Source organism: Streptomyces sp. NPDC058198 (assembly GCF_042882605.1).
Lineage (GTDB): Bacteria > Actinomycetota > Actinomycetes > Streptomycetales > Streptomycetaceae > Streptomyces.
On record NZ_JBHVVP010000014.1, the window covers coordinates 17203 to 32153 of the forward strand.

General features: G+C 72.4%; 15 protein-coding genes. 9 read left to right on the plus strand and 6 right to left on the minus strand.

Annotated features, from left to right (window positions below; genetic code table 11):
• Window positions 1–5: 5 nt before the first annotated feature.
• On the plus strand, window positions 6–827 hold the full coding sequence (locus ACFVWW_RS30155; protein ID WP_384192740.1) for a CPBP family intramembrane glutamic endopeptidase: 822 nt from the start codon (window positions 6–8) through the stop codon (window positions 825–827).
• A 72-nt stretch (window positions 828–899) separates the two neighbouring features.
• On the opposite strand, the gene ACFVWW_RS30160 is transcribed toward ACFVWW_RS30155, so the two are convergent.
• Window positions 900–1721, minus strand: coding sequence for a PhzF family phenazine biosynthesis protein (locus tag ACFVWW_RS30160; RefSeq protein WP_386879474.1), 822 nt, complete (start codon window positions 1719–1721; stop codon window positions 900–902).
• A gap of 195 nt (window positions 1722–1916) precedes the next feature.
• Window positions 1917–2681, minus strand: coding sequence for an SDR family NAD(P)-dependent oxidoreductase (locus tag ACFVWW_RS30165; RefSeq protein WP_386879475.1), 765 nt, complete (start codon window positions 2679–2681; stop codon window positions 1917–1919).
• Window positions 2682–2915: 234 nt separating this feature from the next.
• Between ACFVWW_RS30165 and ACFVWW_RS30170 the strand changes: the two genes are divergently transcribed.
• The 4 genes from ACFVWW_RS30170 to ACFVWW_RS30185 all read left to right on the plus strand — a co-directional run bounded on the left by ACFVWW_RS30170 (window position 2916) and on the right by ACFVWW_RS30185 (window position 6446).
• Window positions 2916–3521, plus strand: coding sequence for a PadR family transcriptional regulator (locus ACFVWW_RS30170; protein WP_384192734.1), 606 nt, complete (start codon window positions 2916–2918; stop codon window positions 3519–3521).
• A 216-nt stretch (window positions 3522–3737) separates the two neighbouring features.
• Window positions 3738–4292 carry a Clp protease N-terminal domain-containing protein gene (locus ACFVWW_RS30175; protein WP_384192731.1) on the plus strand — a complete coding sequence of 185 codons (555 nt, stop codon included), beginning with the start codon at window positions 3738–3740 and terminating at the stop codon, window positions 4290–4292.
• A 37-nt stretch (window positions 4293–4329) separates the two neighbouring features.
• The gene (locus ACFVWW_RS30180) at window positions 4330–5319 is read left to right on the plus strand and encodes a DMT family transporter (protein WP_384192729.1); all 990 of its coding nucleotides are present in this window, start codon (window positions 4330–4332) and stop codon (window positions 5317–5319) included.
• 194 nt (window positions 5320–5513) lie between these two features.
• Window positions 5514–6446: a DMT family transporter gene (locus ACFVWW_RS30185; protein ID WP_389680277.1), complete on the plus strand. Its 933-nt coding sequence runs from the start codon at window positions 5514–5516 to the stop codon at window positions 6444–6446.
• Window positions 6447–6678: 232 nt separating this feature from the next.
• Here the strand turns inward: ACFVWW_RS30185 and ACFVWW_RS30190 are convergent, their stop codons facing one another.
• Window positions 6679–7413 carry a pyridoxamine 5'-phosphate oxidase family protein gene (locus ACFVWW_RS30190; RefSeq protein WP_386878839.1) on the minus strand — a complete coding sequence of 245 codons (735 nt, stop codon included), beginning with the start codon at window positions 7411–7413 and terminating at the stop codon, window positions 6679–6681.
• Window positions 7414–7449: 36 nt separating this feature from the next.
• On the opposite strand from ACFVWW_RS30190, the gene ACFVWW_RS30195 reads away from it, so the two are divergent.
• Complete coding sequence (locus ACFVWW_RS30195) at window positions 7450–8781, plus strand: aminotransferase class I/II-fold pyridoxal phosphate-dependent enzyme (protein ID WP_386878840.1); 1332 nt, start codon at window positions 7450–7452, stop codon at window positions 8779–8781.
• Here the strand turns inward: ACFVWW_RS30195 and ACFVWW_RS30200 are convergent.
• Entirely contained in the window at window positions 8772–9818 is a 1047-nt protein-coding gene (locus ACFVWW_RS30200; protein ID WP_386878841.1) for a DMT family transporter, read from the minus strand. The two genes, ACFVWW_RS30195 and ACFVWW_RS30200, sit on opposite strands and share 10 nt — an antisense overlap.
• Before the next feature lie 74 nt (window positions 9819–9892).
• On the opposite strand from ACFVWW_RS30200, the gene ACFVWW_RS30205 reads away from it, so the two are divergent.
• On the plus strand, window positions 9893–10798 hold the full coding sequence (locus tag ACFVWW_RS30205) for a LysR family transcriptional regulator (RefSeq protein ID WP_386878842.1): 906 nt from the start codon (window positions 9893–9895) through the stop codon (window positions 10796–10798).
• Between the two features lie 62 nt (window positions 10799–10860).
• Here the strand turns inward: ACFVWW_RS30205 and ACFVWW_RS30210 are convergent, their stop codons facing one another.
• Window positions 10861–11307 (minus strand): Rieske (2Fe-2S) protein, encoded by a 447-nt coding sequence (locus ACFVWW_RS30210; RefSeq protein WP_384180870.1) that lies wholly within the window; start codon window positions 11305–11307, stop codon window positions 10861–10863.
• A gap of 75 nt (window positions 11308–11382) precedes the next feature.
• Window positions 11383–13446 carry a prolyl oligopeptidase family serine peptidase gene (locus ACFVWW_RS30215; protein WP_386878843.1) on the minus strand — a complete coding sequence of 688 codons (2064 nt, stop codon included), beginning with the start codon at window positions 13444–13446 and terminating at the stop codon, window positions 11383–11385.
• A gap of 84 nt (window positions 13447–13530) precedes the next feature.
• Between ACFVWW_RS30215 and ACFVWW_RS30220 the strand changes: the two genes are divergently transcribed.
• Together ACFVWW_RS30220 and ACFVWW_RS30225 are read left to right on the plus strand one after the other, a co-directional pair.
• Window positions 13531–14427, plus strand: coding sequence for a HipA family kinase (locus ACFVWW_RS30220; RefSeq protein WP_384180866.1), 897 nt, complete (start codon window positions 13531–13533; stop codon window positions 14425–14427).
• A complete protein-coding gene (locus ACFVWW_RS30225) occupies window positions 14424–14807 on the plus strand; it encodes a DUF3037 domain-containing protein (protein ID WP_384180864.1) in 384 nt (127 codons plus the stop codon). The genes ACFVWW_RS30220 and ACFVWW_RS30225 overlap by 4 nt, the downstream gene beginning before the upstream one ends.
• Window positions 14808–14951 lie beyond the last annotated feature (144 nt).

Genomic DNA, 14951 nt, shown 5'->3' on the forward strand with positions numbered 1-14951 from the left:
GGGGGATGAGGCGACTGGAGGCAGGTGTGCAGGCGGAGGCGGGCCGGGAGGCCGGGTCTTTTCCTCAGGAGGCCCTCTCACGGAGGACCCTGCGGTCCGAGACGGTGATCGTGCTGGCGCTCTCGCTGGGCGCGAGTGGCGTATCGGCGCTGATCAGTTTTGTCGGTTCGCTGACGAAGCCCGGGGCGCTGAGCGACCAGGCGGCCACGCTCAACTCGTCGGCGGCCCCCGGGCGGCCCTGGCTCGATCTCGCCTGGCAGCTGTTCGGCATCAGTGCCGCCCTGGTGCCGGTCGCGCTCGTGGCGCATCTCCTGCTGAGGGAAGGCAGCGGGATGCGCGACCTGGGCTTCGACGGCCGGCGGCCCTGGCCGGACCTGGGCCGCGGAACGCTGGTGGCGGCCGGCATCGGAAGCGCCGGCCTCGCGTTCTATCTGGTGGCGCAGGCGGTCGGATTCAATCTGACGGTGGTGCCGGAATCGCTGCCCGACGTGTGGTGGAAGTTCCCGGTGCTGATCCTCTCGGCGGTGCAGAACTCCGTCCTGGAGGAGGTCATCGTCGTCGGGTATCTGCTGCGCAGGCTCGGACAGCTGGGGTGGACACCGATGGCCGCACTGGTGGCGAGCTCCGTGCTGCGTGGCTCGTACCACCTGTACCAGGGGATCGGCGGCTTCGTCGGCAACATGGTGATGGGTGTGGTGTTCGTGCTCCTGTACCGGCGCTGGGGCCGGGTCGGCCCGCTGGTGGCGGCGCACGCGCTGCTCGACATCGGGGCGTTCGTCGGATACGCGCTGCTGGCGGGCACGGTGGACTGGCTGCCCACGGGGTAGCGCCGCGGGACAGCATCGAGGGGCGTACGGAAGTGTCCGTACGCCCCTCAGCGCTGTCGGCGCGCGCCGTTGTCAGGGTGAGGTGAGCAGCTCCCCGTCGATGACCGTCACCGCCCGGCCGGTGAGCAGGGTCCGCTCGCCGCGCAGCGAGGTGCGGACGAGCCCGGAGCGGGCGGAGACCTGGAGGCCGGTCAGCTCGGTACGGCCCAGCCTCGCGGACCAGAACGGGGCGAGCGCGGTGTGCGCGCTGCCGGTCACCGGGTCCTCGTCGATCCCGACCCCGGGGAAGAAGCCCCGCGAGACGAAGTCGTAGCCGCGGCCCGGGTCCTCGGCGGCCGCGGTGACGATGATGCCGCGCCGGGAGAGGACGGCGAGCGAGGCGAAGTCGGGTGCGAGACCCCGTACGGTCCGCTCGTCGGCCAGCTCGACCAGCAGATCGCCGATGTGCTCCGAGGTGTCGTGCACCGAGACCGGATCGGCCCCCAGCGCCGCCGGAACCCCGTCCGGGATCGTCAGCGGGGTCAGCGTGGACGTCGGGAAGTCGAGGGTGAGCGTGCCGTCCTCGCGCGCGGTGGCACCGAGGATTCCCGGGCGGGCCGCGAACCGCAGGGGCCCGCTCGCCCGCCCCGTCGAGTGCAGCACATGAGCGGTGGCCAGCGTGGCATGGCCGCACATGTCCACCTCGGTGGCCGGGGTGAACCAGCGCAGCGCCCAGTCGGCCTCGCCGCCGGGCGGCAGGGGATGGGCGAAGGCCGTCTCCGAGAGGTTCACCTCCGTCGCCACCTGCTGGAGCCAGGTGGCGTCGGGGAAGCCCCCGGAGTCGAGGAGCAGCACCCCGGCGGGGTTGCCGGCGAAGGGGCGGTCGGTGAAGGCGTCGACGATTCGAATCCGCATGGCCCGAGCGTAGGAGAGCCACGAAGCCGCAGACCAAGGCCAATCCCGGACCGGCGGCCCGGATTCGACCACGGGGGCAGGGCCGGCGTCAGCCAGGGCGCGGGCCAGACACCTTCCTGGTGCGCGGCTCACGGGTCGGGGCGGCCGCACCGAAACCACCTACACCCTGGGCGCTCCCGGGGGCGGTGCCATGTGTCAGCCGGCGATGACGGCGGCGGTGGTGCGGCCGCCGTCGACATCGAGCACGATGCCGTGCACGAATGAGGACTCGTCGCCGGCCAGGTACACGGCGGCGCTCGCGATGGCATCGGGGGTGCCCATCTGTCCGGCGGGCGTGCCCTTCATCATGATCTCGGCGGGATGGACCTCTCCGGGGGCGGCCGTCTGGACCACGCCCGGGGAGATCGCGTTCACCCGAACGCCCCGCGGCCCGAACTCCGCTGCCCAGGCTCGGGTCAGCGTCTCCATGGCTCCCTTGGTGGAGCTGTAGAGGGCGCCGATCGGAATGCCCAGTCGCGCGATCCAGGAGCCCAGGTTGATGATCGCTCCGCCGCCGGCCTCCACCATGGCGGGTGCGACGGCCGCGGTCAGGAAGAACGGGGCCTTCACGTTGACCGCGTAGACCCGGTCGAAGGTCCTCTCGTCCGTGGCCGCCGTGGTATCGCCGGGGTAGATGCCGGCGTTGTTGACCAGGACGTCGATACGGCCGCCGAGGACCTGCGTCGCCTCCTCGGCCAAGGCCTGCGAGGCGGCGGCACTTCCGTCCAGATCGGCCCGCACGAAGTCGGCGCGCCCGCCGCGTGCGCGGATCCCCTCGACGACCTCCTTGCCGCGCTCGGCGCTGCGGCCCGAGACGACGACGTACGCCCCCTTGGCGGCGAAAGCCTCCGCGATGGCCCGCCCGATGTTGCTGGTCGCTCCGGTCACCAGGGCGGTCCGGCCCTCAAGTCGCATTGACATGGTCCACTCCGTCGCTCGGTTCTCCACCGTGAACCCGAACGGCCGGACCGCATACCGCGGTCGACCGGACGGGGCCCTGGAAAGCCAGGGCGCAGTGCCACTGTGCGACAACGAAAATGGACCCGCAAGTCCAAAACCGGCGGTCCCTGGGCCGGACCAGGGTGTTTGTCAAACGATGGGTTCCGATATATCGTTGACGTATCGCGACAGATCAACGATGAGAGGAGCGTAGCGATGCGTTCACATGGACATGAGCACGGACCGGGTTCCGGTCACTGCGGGCCGGGCCATCACGGCCGGGGCGACTTCGAGGGGCGGCGCGGGGCTTTCGGGCCGTTCGGTCCCCCCTTTGGCGGACCCTTCGGTGGTGGCGGCAGGGGTCGCGGTGGCGGCCGGGGCAGGGCGCGCCGCGGCGACGTGCGCGCCTCGATCCTGGCGCTGCTGAAGGACCGGCCGATGCACGGCTACGAGATGATCCAGGAGATCGGCGAGCGCAGTGGCGGGGCCTGGAAGCCCAGCCCCGGCTCGGTCTACCCGACGCTCCAGCTGCTGGAGGACGAGGGGCTGATCACCAGCCGGAGCGAGGGCGGCAAGAAGCTGTTCACGCTCACCGAGACCGGGCGTACGGAAGCGGAATCGGGGCCCGAGGCGCCGTGGGAAGAGGCCGGTCGCGGAATCGACTGGGACACCATGAACGAGATCCGTCAGGCCGGCTTCGGGCTGATGGAGGCGTTCGGGCAGGTCTGGAAGACCGGCACCTCCGAGCAGCGGCAGAAGGCCCTCGCGGTCATCAACGAAGCGCGCAAGAAGCTCTATCTGATCCTCGCCGATGAGGACTGACCCTCACCGGAAGGACACGAAACGGCCCCGCGGCCATCGCCGCGGGGCCCTTTCGTGTCCCGGGAAGGCAAGGAGGCGCGCGCGCCTCGGGGGAGAAGGGGGGTGATCTCATTCGTAAGGAGGAGAACCCGTCCAGATGTGCCCAACTCCGGTGGGACAGCAAGATGCTTCCCACCGGTGATGCCACAGACGGGACGGGACTGATGGGGTGGGAGAGTGCAAAGCCCTCTCCCGCGGGTGCCCGAACAGCCCGCACCGACCCCCGCCGATTCCGTACCGCGCCGCGCCGAAATCGAAGCCCGGCTCACCACGGAGCTGGCTTCGGTCGTCGCGGGCGCACGCCGACGGGCGCACCGCGACGGTGACGCGCAGATCGACACGGCGCATCTGCTGCACTCGCTGCTGGAAACGGACCCCGAGGTGCGGGCCGCGTTCGACAGCGGCGCCCAGGTGGCCCGGGTGCTCGGCTACCTCGTACAGCGCAGCATCGGCTACGGCCTGCGCTGGCACGGGACGGTGGAGGACTCCGGGGCCGTTCCCCTGGTGCGGAAGCAAGCCGTGACCGGCTGGTCCCCGCCGGCCGTCGCCGCCATGGGACACGCGCTGAACCGTGCGGCGGTACGGGGCGAACCGCGGGCCGGCGGACTGGATCTGCTCGCCGCGCTCGCCGCCGACCGGGTCTGCCGCGCGGTCGAGGTGCTGGAGCGCGCCGGGGTGGACACCCGGTCGCTGGCCGGGCGGCTGTCCGCCGCGTCTCGACAGGCGTCATGAGGATGACGCTCCTGACGCCAGCTGTCATGATGACGCCATGCACGCGTCTCAGCGGAGGAGCGCCGGCCTGGGACTCGCCCTGGCGTCGGCGTTCGCGTTCGGCGGTTCCGGAGTCGCGGCCAAGCCACTGATCGAAGCGGGTCTCGACCCGCTCCATGTGGTCTGGCTGCGGGTCACCGGCGCCGCCCTGGTCATGCTCCCGGTGGCCTGGCGCCACCGCGCGCTGGTGCGCCGCAAGCCCGCGCTGCTCGCCGGATTCGGCCTGCTCGCCGTCGCGGGCGTCCAGGCCTGCTACTTCGCCGCGATCTCCCGTATCCCCGTCGGGGTCGCGCTGCTCATCGAATATCTCGCCCCGGCGCTCGTCCTGCTCTGGGTCCGCTTCGTCCAGCGCCGGCCCGTCACCCGCGCCGCCGCGGTCGGGGTCGTCCTGGCGGTGGGCGGTCTCGCCTGTGTGGTCGAGGTCTGGGCCGGAGTGGGTTTCGACCCGGTCGGAGTCCTGCTCGCGCTCGCCGCGGCCTGCTGCCAGGTCGGCTATTTCGTCCTGTCCGACCAGGGCGGCGACGCGGACGACGCGGCCGACCCGCTGGGGGTGATCGCGTACGGCCTGCTCGTCGGCGCCGTCGTGCTGACCGTCGTCGCCCGTCCCTGGGGGATGGACTGGTCCCTGCTCGGCGGGAGCGCCGACCTGGGCGGCACACAGGTGGCCGCCGGACTGCTGCTCGGCTGGATCGTTCTGATCGCCACCGTGCTCGCCTATGTGACCGGAGTGATCTCCGTACGCAAGCTCTCTCCGCAGGTGGCGGGCGTGGTCGCCTGTCTGGAGGCGGTCATCGCGACCGTACTGGCCTGGGTGCTGCTGCGCGAGCATCTCTCGGCGCCGCAGATCCTCGGCGGCGCGGTGGTGCTCATCGGCGCCTTCATCGCGCAGTCCTCCACACCGAAGGCGCCTTCAGGGCCGGTGGCCGGCGGCCTGGGGGACGAGGCCGCCGCAACGGCGCGGTTGTCCGCCGACCGCACCACCACCTAGGCTGCCGATCATGCATTTGACCGTACTGCCGCCTCCCGCCGCTTAGCGCGGGCGGCCATCCGCTGACGAAGACCGGGCTCGGGCAGTCCCCGAGCGGCTCGTCGCTGCCCGCGTGACGGAGCTGAGCGACCATCCACCCGTTCTTCACACGGAGACGTCACGTGTCGAATCCTTCCTCCGCCCCTGCTTCCGGCATGCCTGTCGGACGGGGCCTCTTCTTTCTGATCGTCGCCGGGGTCGCCTGGGGGACCGCCGGCGCCGCCGGCTCACTGGTCTACCGGATCAGCGACCTCGGCCCCCTCGCGCTCTCCTTCTGGCGCTGCGTCGGCGGGCTCGTCCTGCTGCTCGGGGTGCTCGCGCTGCGGCCGCGCCGTGAGCCCGCCCCCGTGGAGCCGCGCCGTCGGCGGCTGGTCCGTATCGCCGTGACCGGTGTCGGTCTCACCCTCTTCCAGAGCGCCTACTTCGCCGCGGTCGAGGCGACCGGTCTCGCGGTCGGCACGGTGGTCACCCTCGGCGCGGGCCCCGTCCTGATCGCGCTCGGCGCGCGATTCACCATGGGCGAGCGGCTCGGCGGCGGCGGTCTGGTCGCGGTGACCGGCGCGCTGGCCGGGCTCGGTGTGCTGGTCCTGGGCGGCGAGGGCGGCAGCGTACGTCCGGCCGGGGTCGCGCTCGCGTTCCTGTCGGCGGCCGGGTACGCGGGGATCACGCTGCTCACCCGGTGGCTGGGGCGCGACGGCGGCGGAGCCGACGCGGTGTCCACGACCGCCTGGGCCTTCGGCATCGGCTCGGTCCTGCTGCTGCCGCTCGCCGCGGGCGAGGGACTGCTGCCGCACACCACGGAACCCGCCCAGGTGATCTGGCTGCTGGTGTACGTGGCGTCGGTGCCGACCGCGCTCGCCTACGCCCTCTATTTCGCGGGGGCCGCGGTGGTACGTGCCGCCACGGTCTCCGTGATCATGCTGCTGGAGCCGGTGAGCGCGGCGGTCATCGCGGTCGGTCTGCTCGGTGAGCGGCTGACCGCCGCCACCGTGGCGGGCACCCTGCTGCTGCTCGCGGCGGTGGGCGGTCTCGCGGTGGCCGAGGCCAGGACCGCGGCGGTCCGCCGCAGGGCGGCGGCGCTCGTCTGATGTGCGCGGGCGCGGGCCGCACGGCCCGCGCCCGCCGACGCCGGAGAGGATCTGGTGCCGGAGAGGATCTAAGGGCTGTCCCGTAATCCGTGGTGGATCAGCGCACGGCGTCAGATGCGGTGCATCGCAAGGCGGAGGGACGTCCGCATACTGGATGTATTCGGGCGTTCCGGCAACGCAGCGAGGTGCCGTAGCTGTCGTCGTGCGCCCGCCACGGATTACGGGACAGCCCTTAGAGCACGGAGAGGTAGTCGGGCAGGGCGACGGACGGATCGAGATCGTCGGCCGGGACGGGTGCGCCATAGCCGTGCACGACGGGTACGACTCCCGTCCAGTGGGGCAGCAGGACATCCTCGGGCTCGTCGTTGGGGCCGCCGGTTCGGACCTTGGCGGAGACCTCGTCGAGATCGAGGCGGAGCACGGCGGTCGCGGCCAGCTCACGGTCGTTGGCGGGGCGCGAGTCGAAGGAGCGGCCGGGAACGACATGGTCGACGATCGCGTCGAGGGCGCTGCGCCGCTCCTCGGGGTCGGTCACCTGACGGGCGATGCCGTGCACCACGACGGAGCGGTAGTTGATCGAGTGGTGGAAGGCGGAGCGGGCCAGCACCAGCCCGTCGACATGGGTGACGGTCAGACAGACGGCGAGGCCGGGGTCCGTCCCCTCCGTCCCCTCCGTACCGCTGTGATCCGTGCCCGTCCCGCTCGCCATGCGCAGCGGGCGCGAGCCGGTCGAGCCGTGGACGTACAGCCGCTCGTCCACGCGTCCGTAGAGCGTCGGAAGGACGACCGGGGCGCCGTCGCGGACGAAACCGAGATGGCAGACGTACGCCTCGTCGAGTATGCCGTGCACCAGTTCACGGTCGTAGCCGGCCCGGTCCCGGGCGCGGGTGGGGACGGTGCGCGCGGTCTGCCGGTAGGCGGTGGTGTTCCCCCGTGGTGCGGTCTCCGGCGTTGCCCTCTCCGGCATTTGCGTCCTCCATTGCACTAGTGCATAGTGTTCTTTGTGCTAGGAGAGTATCGGATCGCGGGCCGGCGTGCGGTCGACATCGCGGCGAATGTGGAGCGCGCGGTCGGCTCCGGCGAGCTGGTCCCGGGGCAACTGCTGCCCCCTATGAGGGAGTTGGCGACCGACCTCGGGGTCAACCCGAACACGGTCGCGGCCGCCTATCGCACCCTGCGCGACCGCGGGGTCATCGAGACGGCGGGGCGCAGGGGGAGCCGGGTGCGACCGCGCCCGGCCAGTACGGCCCGTGGCTCTATCCGTGTCGACGCGCCGCCCGGCGTGCGGGACGTGTCCGAGGGAAACCCGGACCCGGCCCTGCTGCCTCCGCTGCACGACGCTCTCGCGGCCGCCGCGCGGCACAACGCGGAACGGCCCGGGCTGTACGGACAGGCGCCCGTCGACGCGGAGTTCGCGCGGCTCGCCCGCGCCGGTCTGGACGCCGACGGGGTGCCTCCGGGACCGGTCGCCGTCACCTCCGGATCGCTGGACGCGATCGAACGCGTGCTGGCCGCGCACCTCAAACCGGGCGACGCGGTCGCCGTCGAGGACCCGGGGTGGAGCAGTCTGCTGGACCTCGTGCCCGCGCTCGGGCTGCGGCCCGTGCCCGTGGGGCTCGACGACGACGGGCCGCTCCCCGCCGAACTGGACCGGGCGCTCAGGGCGGGCGTCCGGGCGGTCATCATCACCGACCGCGCGCAGAATCCGACGGGCGCCTCGGTGGGAGCGGCCCGCGCCGGGGAACTGCGCGCCCTCCTCGCCGCCCGTCCCGAGGTGCTGCTCATCGAGGACGACCACGGCCACTGCATGGTGGACCTGCCGCTGCACCCGCTCGCCGGCGTCACGGACAGCTGGGCGCTCGTCCGCTCCACCGCGAAGGCGTACGGACCGGATCTGCGGCTCGCCGTACTGACCGGGGACGCCGTGACCGTGGACCGGGTGACGGGACGGCAGCGGCTCGGCCCCGGCTGGGTCAGCCGGCTCCTCCAGCGGGCCGTCGTCGAGCTGTGGACCTCGGGGGCCGTGGACCCGCGCGCCGCCGCGCGGGCGTACGGGGAGCGGCGGGACGCGCTCGTACAGGCCCTGGCGGCACGGGGTGTCGAGGCCCACGGCCGCAGCGGGATGAATGTCTGGGTGCCGGTGGCCGACGAGACCGGGGCGGTGGCGCGGCTGCTGCACGCGGGCTGGGCGGTCGCACCCGGGGCCCGCTTCCGGATGTCCGCGCCGCAGGGCGTACGGCTGACGGTGTCGGACCTGACGGCCGACGACATCGGGCCGGTCGCCGACGCGGTGGCATCGGCGGCCGGCCCGATGACCGCGCGCAGCTACGGCTGACGGCCGGCGGGCCGCTTGACCCTGCTCTGGGTGAGTGCGGCCCCGGCGAGGACGATCAGGGCGCCGACCGGGGTGTTCCAGCTCAGCTGCTCGCCGAGCAGCGTGACACCGGCCGCGGTGGCGATGACCGGGATGAAGTAGGTGACCATCTGGCCGGTTGTCGGGCCGACTTCGGCGACCAGTCCGTACTGGATCAGGATCGCCAGCCCCGTCCCCAGCGCGCCGAGCACGATCACGGAGAGCAGCGGGCCGACCGGGAAGGAGGTCGGCAGGGTGGTGAACAGCGGCGTCACCACCGCCAGCTGGACCGTCCCGAGGAAGAGCTGCGCACCGGTCAGGGAGAGATGGGAGCTGCTGCTGCCCGCCAGGGTGCGGCGTACGTAGATCCAGCCGATCGGGTAGCTCAGCGAGGCGAGGAGGGCCATGGCCGTGCCCGTGAAGTCCAGCCCGGAGAAGCCCTGCCAGGCGCCCAGCACGGTCAGCACACCGAGGAAACCGATACCGAGCCCGGCGACCCGGCGGCGGGTGGGCCGGTCCTCGGAGAGGGCGACCATGGACAGCGCCATGCCCCACAGCGGGGAGGTGGCGTTGCAGATGCCGGCGAGCGTCGAGGGGATCGTCAGCTCGGAGTAGGCGAACAGCGAGAACGGCAGCGCGTTGAGGATGAACGCCGCGACGGTGAGATGGCCCCAGGTGCGCAGACCGCGCGGCAGCCGATCGCGCTTGACCGCCATCGCGACGGCCAGCACCGCCGTGCCGAAGAACAGCCGGCCGAAGGTGACCTGGAAGGGGGCGAAGCCGTGGGTACCGACCTTGATCAGCAGAAAGCTGAAGCCCCAGATGAGCGAGAGCGCCGCGAACCGGATGCGCCAGTCGAGAGCCGGACGGGTACGGGGCTGAGCGGCGGCCGGGGACGGAGCCGGGGCCGGGGCCGGATCGGTGGTCAGGCCCGGGGTCGGGTCCGGGGTCGGGTCCGGGGCGGAGGGAGACAGGGGCGCGGAGGCCGGCCCGGGACGGGGCGGGGTGGCGGTGCTCATACGGGTAACGATGACCCGGACCATCTCGTAGGACAAGCGAGACTTTGTCCACCACTCTGATTAGTATTGCTTACATGTTGAATCTGGAGCGGCTGCGGACGCTGGACGCCCTCGCCCGGCACGGTTCGGTGAGCGGCGCAGCCGAGGGGCTGCATGTCACCACCTCGGCGGTCTCCCAGCAACTGGCCAAACTGGAGCGCGAGGTCGGCCAGCAGCTGCTGGCCAGGAACGGGCGCGGAGTCCGGCTCACCGACGCGGGGCGGCTGCTCGCCGACCACGCCGCGCGGATCCTCTCCCAGGTCGAGGTCGCCCAGTCCGACATCGAGGCGCAGCGCGGCCGGGTGGTGGGTGAGGTGCGGATCGCGGCCTTCCCGACGGCTGCCCGCGGGCTCTTCCCCGTCGCGCTCCGCGCGCTGCGGGCGAGCCATCCCGAGCTGCGGGTCAGCTCGCGGGAGCTGGAGCCCGAGGCCGGGATCCGCGGGGTGATCAGGGGCGATCTCGATCTCGCGGTGGTGCTGGACTGGAGCAACAAACGACTGCCGGTGCCCGGCGGCCTGGCCACGGCGCATCTGCTGGACGACGCGGCCGATGTGGCGATGCCCGTCGACCACCGGCTCGCCGAGCGGCCGGAAGTGGATCTGGAGGAGTTCGCCGACGACGAGTGGGTGTCCTGGCCGGAGGGTGAGTTCTGCCACGACTGGCTGATGTTCACGCTGCGCTCGAAAGGCTTCGAACCACGGATCGGGCATCTCGCGGGGGAGCATCACACCCAGCTGGCGCTGATCGCGGCGGGACTCGGTGTCTGTGTCGCGCCCCGGCTGGGGCGTGGCCCGGTGCCCGAGGGCGTCGCGGTCGTCCCCGTACGGCAGAAGATGCGCCGGCACATCTACGCCGTCTGGCGCACCGACGCGGACCGCCGTCCTTCGATCAGGGCGGCGGTCGAGGCGCTGGGCGGGGCGGCCCTGACGGTCAACGGCTGACCGGCCGCGCCGTCCGTCAGCCGTTGACCGTCAGCCGTCTTTCATCGCCTCTCGACGCCCGGTCACGCGAGCGTGATCGCGTCCCCCGCCACCTTGATCGACGCGGCGGGCAGCGGCTGGGTCGCGGGCCCGGTCTTCACACTGCCGTCCGCCGCGCTGAACTGGCTGCCGTGACACGGGCAGTGGATGATCCCGTCGGCGACGTCCTTCACCGCGCAGCCCTGGTGCGTGCACTTGGACGAGAAGGCCTTGAACTCGCCCGCCACCGGCTGCGTGACCACCACACCCTGATCGGCGAAGACCTTTCCGCCCCCCTCGGGGATGTCGGTGGTCTTCGCGAGGACATCGCCGTTCCCGCCGGCCGCGGGCTTCTCGGCGGCGGAGCCTGCCGGGCTGCCCGATTCCGAGTCGCCGCACGCGACGAGCGCCGCGCCCAGTCCCACCGCGCCCGCCGCGGCGACCACGGTCCTGCGCGCCACGATCCGTGCGGTCCCCTGCGTTCCCGTCATGAGCCAGCTCCCGTTCCATGGCCGGCTCTCCGTCGGCCGGTTCGTGAAGAGATACGGGGACAGACACTGCAACGTTCAAGCATTCAGAGATTTTTTGAGGAAGTCGAGTTCCAGGAGGAGAAGGCTGTCCGCCACCCCTTCCCGGTTGACGAGGTGGCCCGTCCCGGACAGCGGCAGTACGGTGTGCGGCCGGCCCGCGGCGAGCAGCGCCGCCGAGAGGCGCAGCGTATGGGCCGGGGCCACATTGTCGTCGGCGAGTCCATGGACGAGCATCAGTGGGCGGGTCAGCTTGCCGGCGTGCGGGAGCAGCGAAGAGCGCTCGTAGGCGTCGGGCTGGACGTCCGGGTGCCCGAGAAAGCGCTCCTCCCAGTACGTGTCGTACAGCCGCCGGTCGGTCGGCGGCGCCCCCGCGACCGCCGCGTGGAACACATCGGGACGGTGCAGCACGGCGCCCGCCGCCAGATAACCGCTGAACGACCAGCCCCGGATGCCCACGCGTGCCAGGTCCAGGGCGTCGTACCGCTCGGCCGCCGCGTGCAGCGCGTCGATCTGGTCCTCCAGGACGGGCCCCAGCCGGTCACCGACGATGCCCCGCTGCCACTGCACCCCACGCCCGGGGGTGCCTCGCCCGTCCGTGGCCAGCACGGCGAAGCCCTGCTCGGCGTACCACTGCGCCACGGCGGTGTACCAGCCGCGCGCCCTGGTCACGACCTGCATGCCGGGGCCCGCGTACGGGCAGAGCAGCACCGGCAGCCTGCCCGAGCCCGGTTCGTACCAGGACGGCAGATGCAGCCGGCTGCGCAACTCCCGCTCCCCGAGCACCAGATGGACCGGCCTCGGGGTGACCAGCGGCTCTTCGGTGAGGACCGTGATCCGGCCGGCCGGCTTCCCGCCGCGCACCACCGTCACCGTCTGCCCGGCCGGCGTTCTGCTGTCGAGGACGACCGTGTCGCCCCCGACGCAGGCCGTGTGCACCCCGGGCTCGTCCGTCAGCCTGACGAAGCCGCGCTCCGGTTCGTACGACCAGACATGGACCTCCGCCGGATCCTCGCTCGCCGTGAAGAAGACCTGTTCACCCACCGCGCCGAGCACCGCGCGGACCTGTAGCCCGGCCGGCGCGGGCACACCCCCGATCCGGATGGTGCGGGCGTCGCCGCGCACGCACGGCAACACGGCTGTCCCGGAAGCGGTGTGCAGGGGAGCGCCCGGCGGGAACTCCACCCAGTAGTCGTCCGTCTGCCGGTACAGCGGCTCGACCTCGCCGGTCGCCGGGTCGGCGCGGACCACCCACATCGTGCGCTGATCGCGGGTCTGCACGCTGATCACCGGGCCGGCGCTCTGCCAGCCCGCGCTGACGACGTACTCGAACGCGAGGTCCTGCCACACGCCGGCGGGCGCGTCCTCCTCGGGCGCCCGGCGCGGCAGCCGGACCGGGGTGTGCCCGCCCGCGACGGTGACAAGACGCAGCGAGGTCTCCGCGTTGGCCGTGCCGGCCGCCGGGTAGGGGATCGAGCGAGGCAGCCGGCCGGGGTCCGAGAGGTCACCGATGTACCGGCGCTCCACCATCGATGTGTCGACCCGGGCCACGAGCAGCGCATCGCTGTCCGGCGACCACCAATAGCCGCGCGACCTGCCGATGGACTCCGCCGCGGCGTGGTCGGGCAGGCCGTAGGTCACCTCGGCGCCCTCCGGCTCCGCCAGCGGCCGGTCCTGAGTCCCGTCGGCCCGTACGGCACGCAGGGCGCCCCCGGTGACGTACGCGATGAGCGCCCCGTCGGGCGAGGGCCGCGGGTCGGTCACCGGTCCCGCGGTGGGGATACGCCGCGGGGCGCCGCCGTCGGTCCGCAGGACATAGAGCGCACCGTCCAGTGCGTACGCCACCACGCGCGCCGCGCGGTCGGTCGCGTACGCCACCACTCCCGCGGACGCCGCGGCATCGCCGCCGAGCGCCGCCGGGTCGACGAGAAGCCGCTCCGCCCCGTGCTCGTACTGCCACAGCAGACCGCGCGGACCGGAGCCGGAGACGGACCGTACGAACAGCACGCGGTCGCCGTCCGGTGAGACGGTGAACTGCCGGGGGACACCGAGCGAGAAGCGGCGGGTCCGGGCGAACTGACGGGGAAATGCGTTCGTTTCCATGGTCTCCACGGCTTTGGTTAGGGGGCACTGTGACCTGCGGACAACACGTCGGACCGCCCCGGCCCCCGGCAGTAACCTGGCGCAATGCTCACCGAAGTCATCGCGACCCGCTATGTCACGCCCTTGCGCGAGGGCGGGTCGCTTCCGGGGATCGTCGAGGCCGACGATCTCGGTACGTACGTCATGAAATTCACCGGCGCGGGACAGGGCCGCAAGACTCTCGTCGCGGAGGTCATCTGCGGGGAACTCGCGCGCAGGCTCGGCCTGCGCGTCCCGGTGCTGGCGCGGATGCAGCTCGACCCCGTCATCGGGCTCTCCGAGCCGGACCAGGAGGTACAGGAGCTGCTGAAGGCGAGCGGCGGGCTGAACCTCGGCATGGACTATCTGCCGGGATCGCTCGGCTTCGACCCGCTAGCTTACCAAGTGGGGGCTCAGGAGGCGGGGCGTATCGTCTGGTTCGACGCGGTCATCAACAACGTCGACCGGTCCTGGCGCAACCCCAACATGCTGGTCTGGCATGGCGATCTGTGGCTGATCGACCATGGCGCCACCATGATCTGGCACCACAACTGGCCCGGCGCCCAGGCCTCCGCGGCCAAGCCGTACAACGCCTCCGACCACGCGCTCGCGCCCTTCGGCCCGGACATCGCGGCGGCCGCCGCGGAGTTGGCGCCGCTGGTCACCGAGGAACTGCTGACCGAGGTCGCCGCCGAGGTGCCGGACGAGTGGCTGGTCGACGAGCCCGGCTTCGACTCGACGGACGCGCTGCGCCGCGCGTATGTGGCACCGCTGCTGGCGCGCGCCGCGACGATCCATGAGCGCGTCACCATCGAGGCGCCCACCGGGAGCGGGCCCTCGCGGGCGCCCGGCTGGCTGGCCGACCGCCTCACCCCCCGCACCCGTACGACGGGGCAACCGCAACCGGCTCAGCGCGCTGAGCAGGCTCCGCAGGCGAAGGACGAGAAGGACGGCGGCCAGTGAGCAAGAGGGACGTCTACGAGTACGCGCTGCTGCGGGTGGTGCCGCGCGTGGAGCGCGGCGAGTGCTTCAACGCGGGGGTGCTGGTGTACTGCCGCGCCCAGTCCTATGTCGCGGCCATGACCCATCTGGACGAGGCCAAACTGAGCGCCCTCGACCCGTCGGCGGACGTCGTGGGGGTACGGGCCGCGCTGCGCGCGGTCGAGAGCGTCTGCCACGGCGGCGAGCGGGCGGGGCAGGCCGCCGGCGACGACCCGGGCCGGCGCTTCCGCTGGCTGATCGCGCCGCGCTCGACCGTCGTCCAGCCCGGTCCCGTACACACCGGTCTGACGGCCGATCCGAAGGCCGAGGCCGAACGGCTGCTCGACCTGCTGGTCCGCTGACGGGCCGCCCGCCGGGTCACCGACGGGCGGCCGCCCGGTGTGACTTCGGCTGCTGATCCCCCTGTCGGTCCCATGGGCCGTTGACACCGCGTGCCGGGGCTTCTAGCGTCTCGACTGCTGAAGCTACTAAGCGGTTGCTCAGCA

Bases quoted from the DNA above. Each gene is read 5' to 3' on its own strand.
- ACFVWW_RS30155 (WP_384192740.1), top strand. From the start codon at position 6: ATGAGGCGACTGGAGGCAGGTGTGCAGGCGGAGGCGGGCCGGGAGGCC.
- ACFVWW_RS30160 (WP_386879474.1), bottom strand. From the start codon at position 1,721: ATGCGGATTCGAATCGTCGACGCCTTCACCGACCGCCCCTTCGCCGGC.
- ACFVWW_RS30165 (WP_386879475.1), bottom strand. From the start codon at position 2,681: ATGTCAATGCGACTTGAGGGCCGGACCGCCCTGGTGACCGGAGCGACC.
- ACFVWW_RS30170 (WP_384192734.1), top strand. From the start codon at position 2,916: ATGCGTTCACATGGACATGAGCACGGACCGGGTTCCGGTCACTGCGGG.
- ACFVWW_RS30180 (WP_384192729.1), top strand. From the start codon at position 4,330: ATGCACGCGTCTCAGCGGAGGAGCGCCGGCCTGGGACTCGCCCTGGCG.
- ACFVWW_RS30185 (WP_389680277.1), top strand. From the start codon at position 5,514: ATGCCTGTCGGACGGGGCCTCTTCTTTCTGATCGTCGCCGGGGTCGCC.
- ACFVWW_RS30190 (WP_386878839.1), bottom strand. From the start codon at position 7,413: ATGCCGGAGAGGGCAACGCCGGAGACCGCACCACGGGGGAACACCACC.
- ACFVWW_RS30200 (WP_386878841.1), bottom strand. From the start codon at position 9,818: ATGAGCACCGCCACCCCGCCCCGTCCCGGGCCGGCCTCCGCGCCCCTG.
- ACFVWW_RS30205 (WP_386878842.1), top strand. From the start codon at position 9,893: ATGTTGAATCTGGAGCGGCTGCGGACGCTGGACGCCCTCGCCCGGCAC.
- ACFVWW_RS30210 (WP_384180870.1), bottom strand. From the start codon at position 11,307: ATGACGGGAACGCAGGGGACCGCACGGATCGTGGCGCGCAGGACCGTG.
- ACFVWW_RS30215 (WP_386878843.1), bottom strand. From the start codon at position 13,446: ATGGAAACGAACGCATTTCCCCGTCAGTTCGCCCGGACCCGCCGCTTC.
- ACFVWW_RS30220 (WP_384180866.1), top strand. From the start codon at position 13,531: ATGCTCACCGAAGTCATCGCGACCCGCTATGTCACGCCCTTGCGCGAG.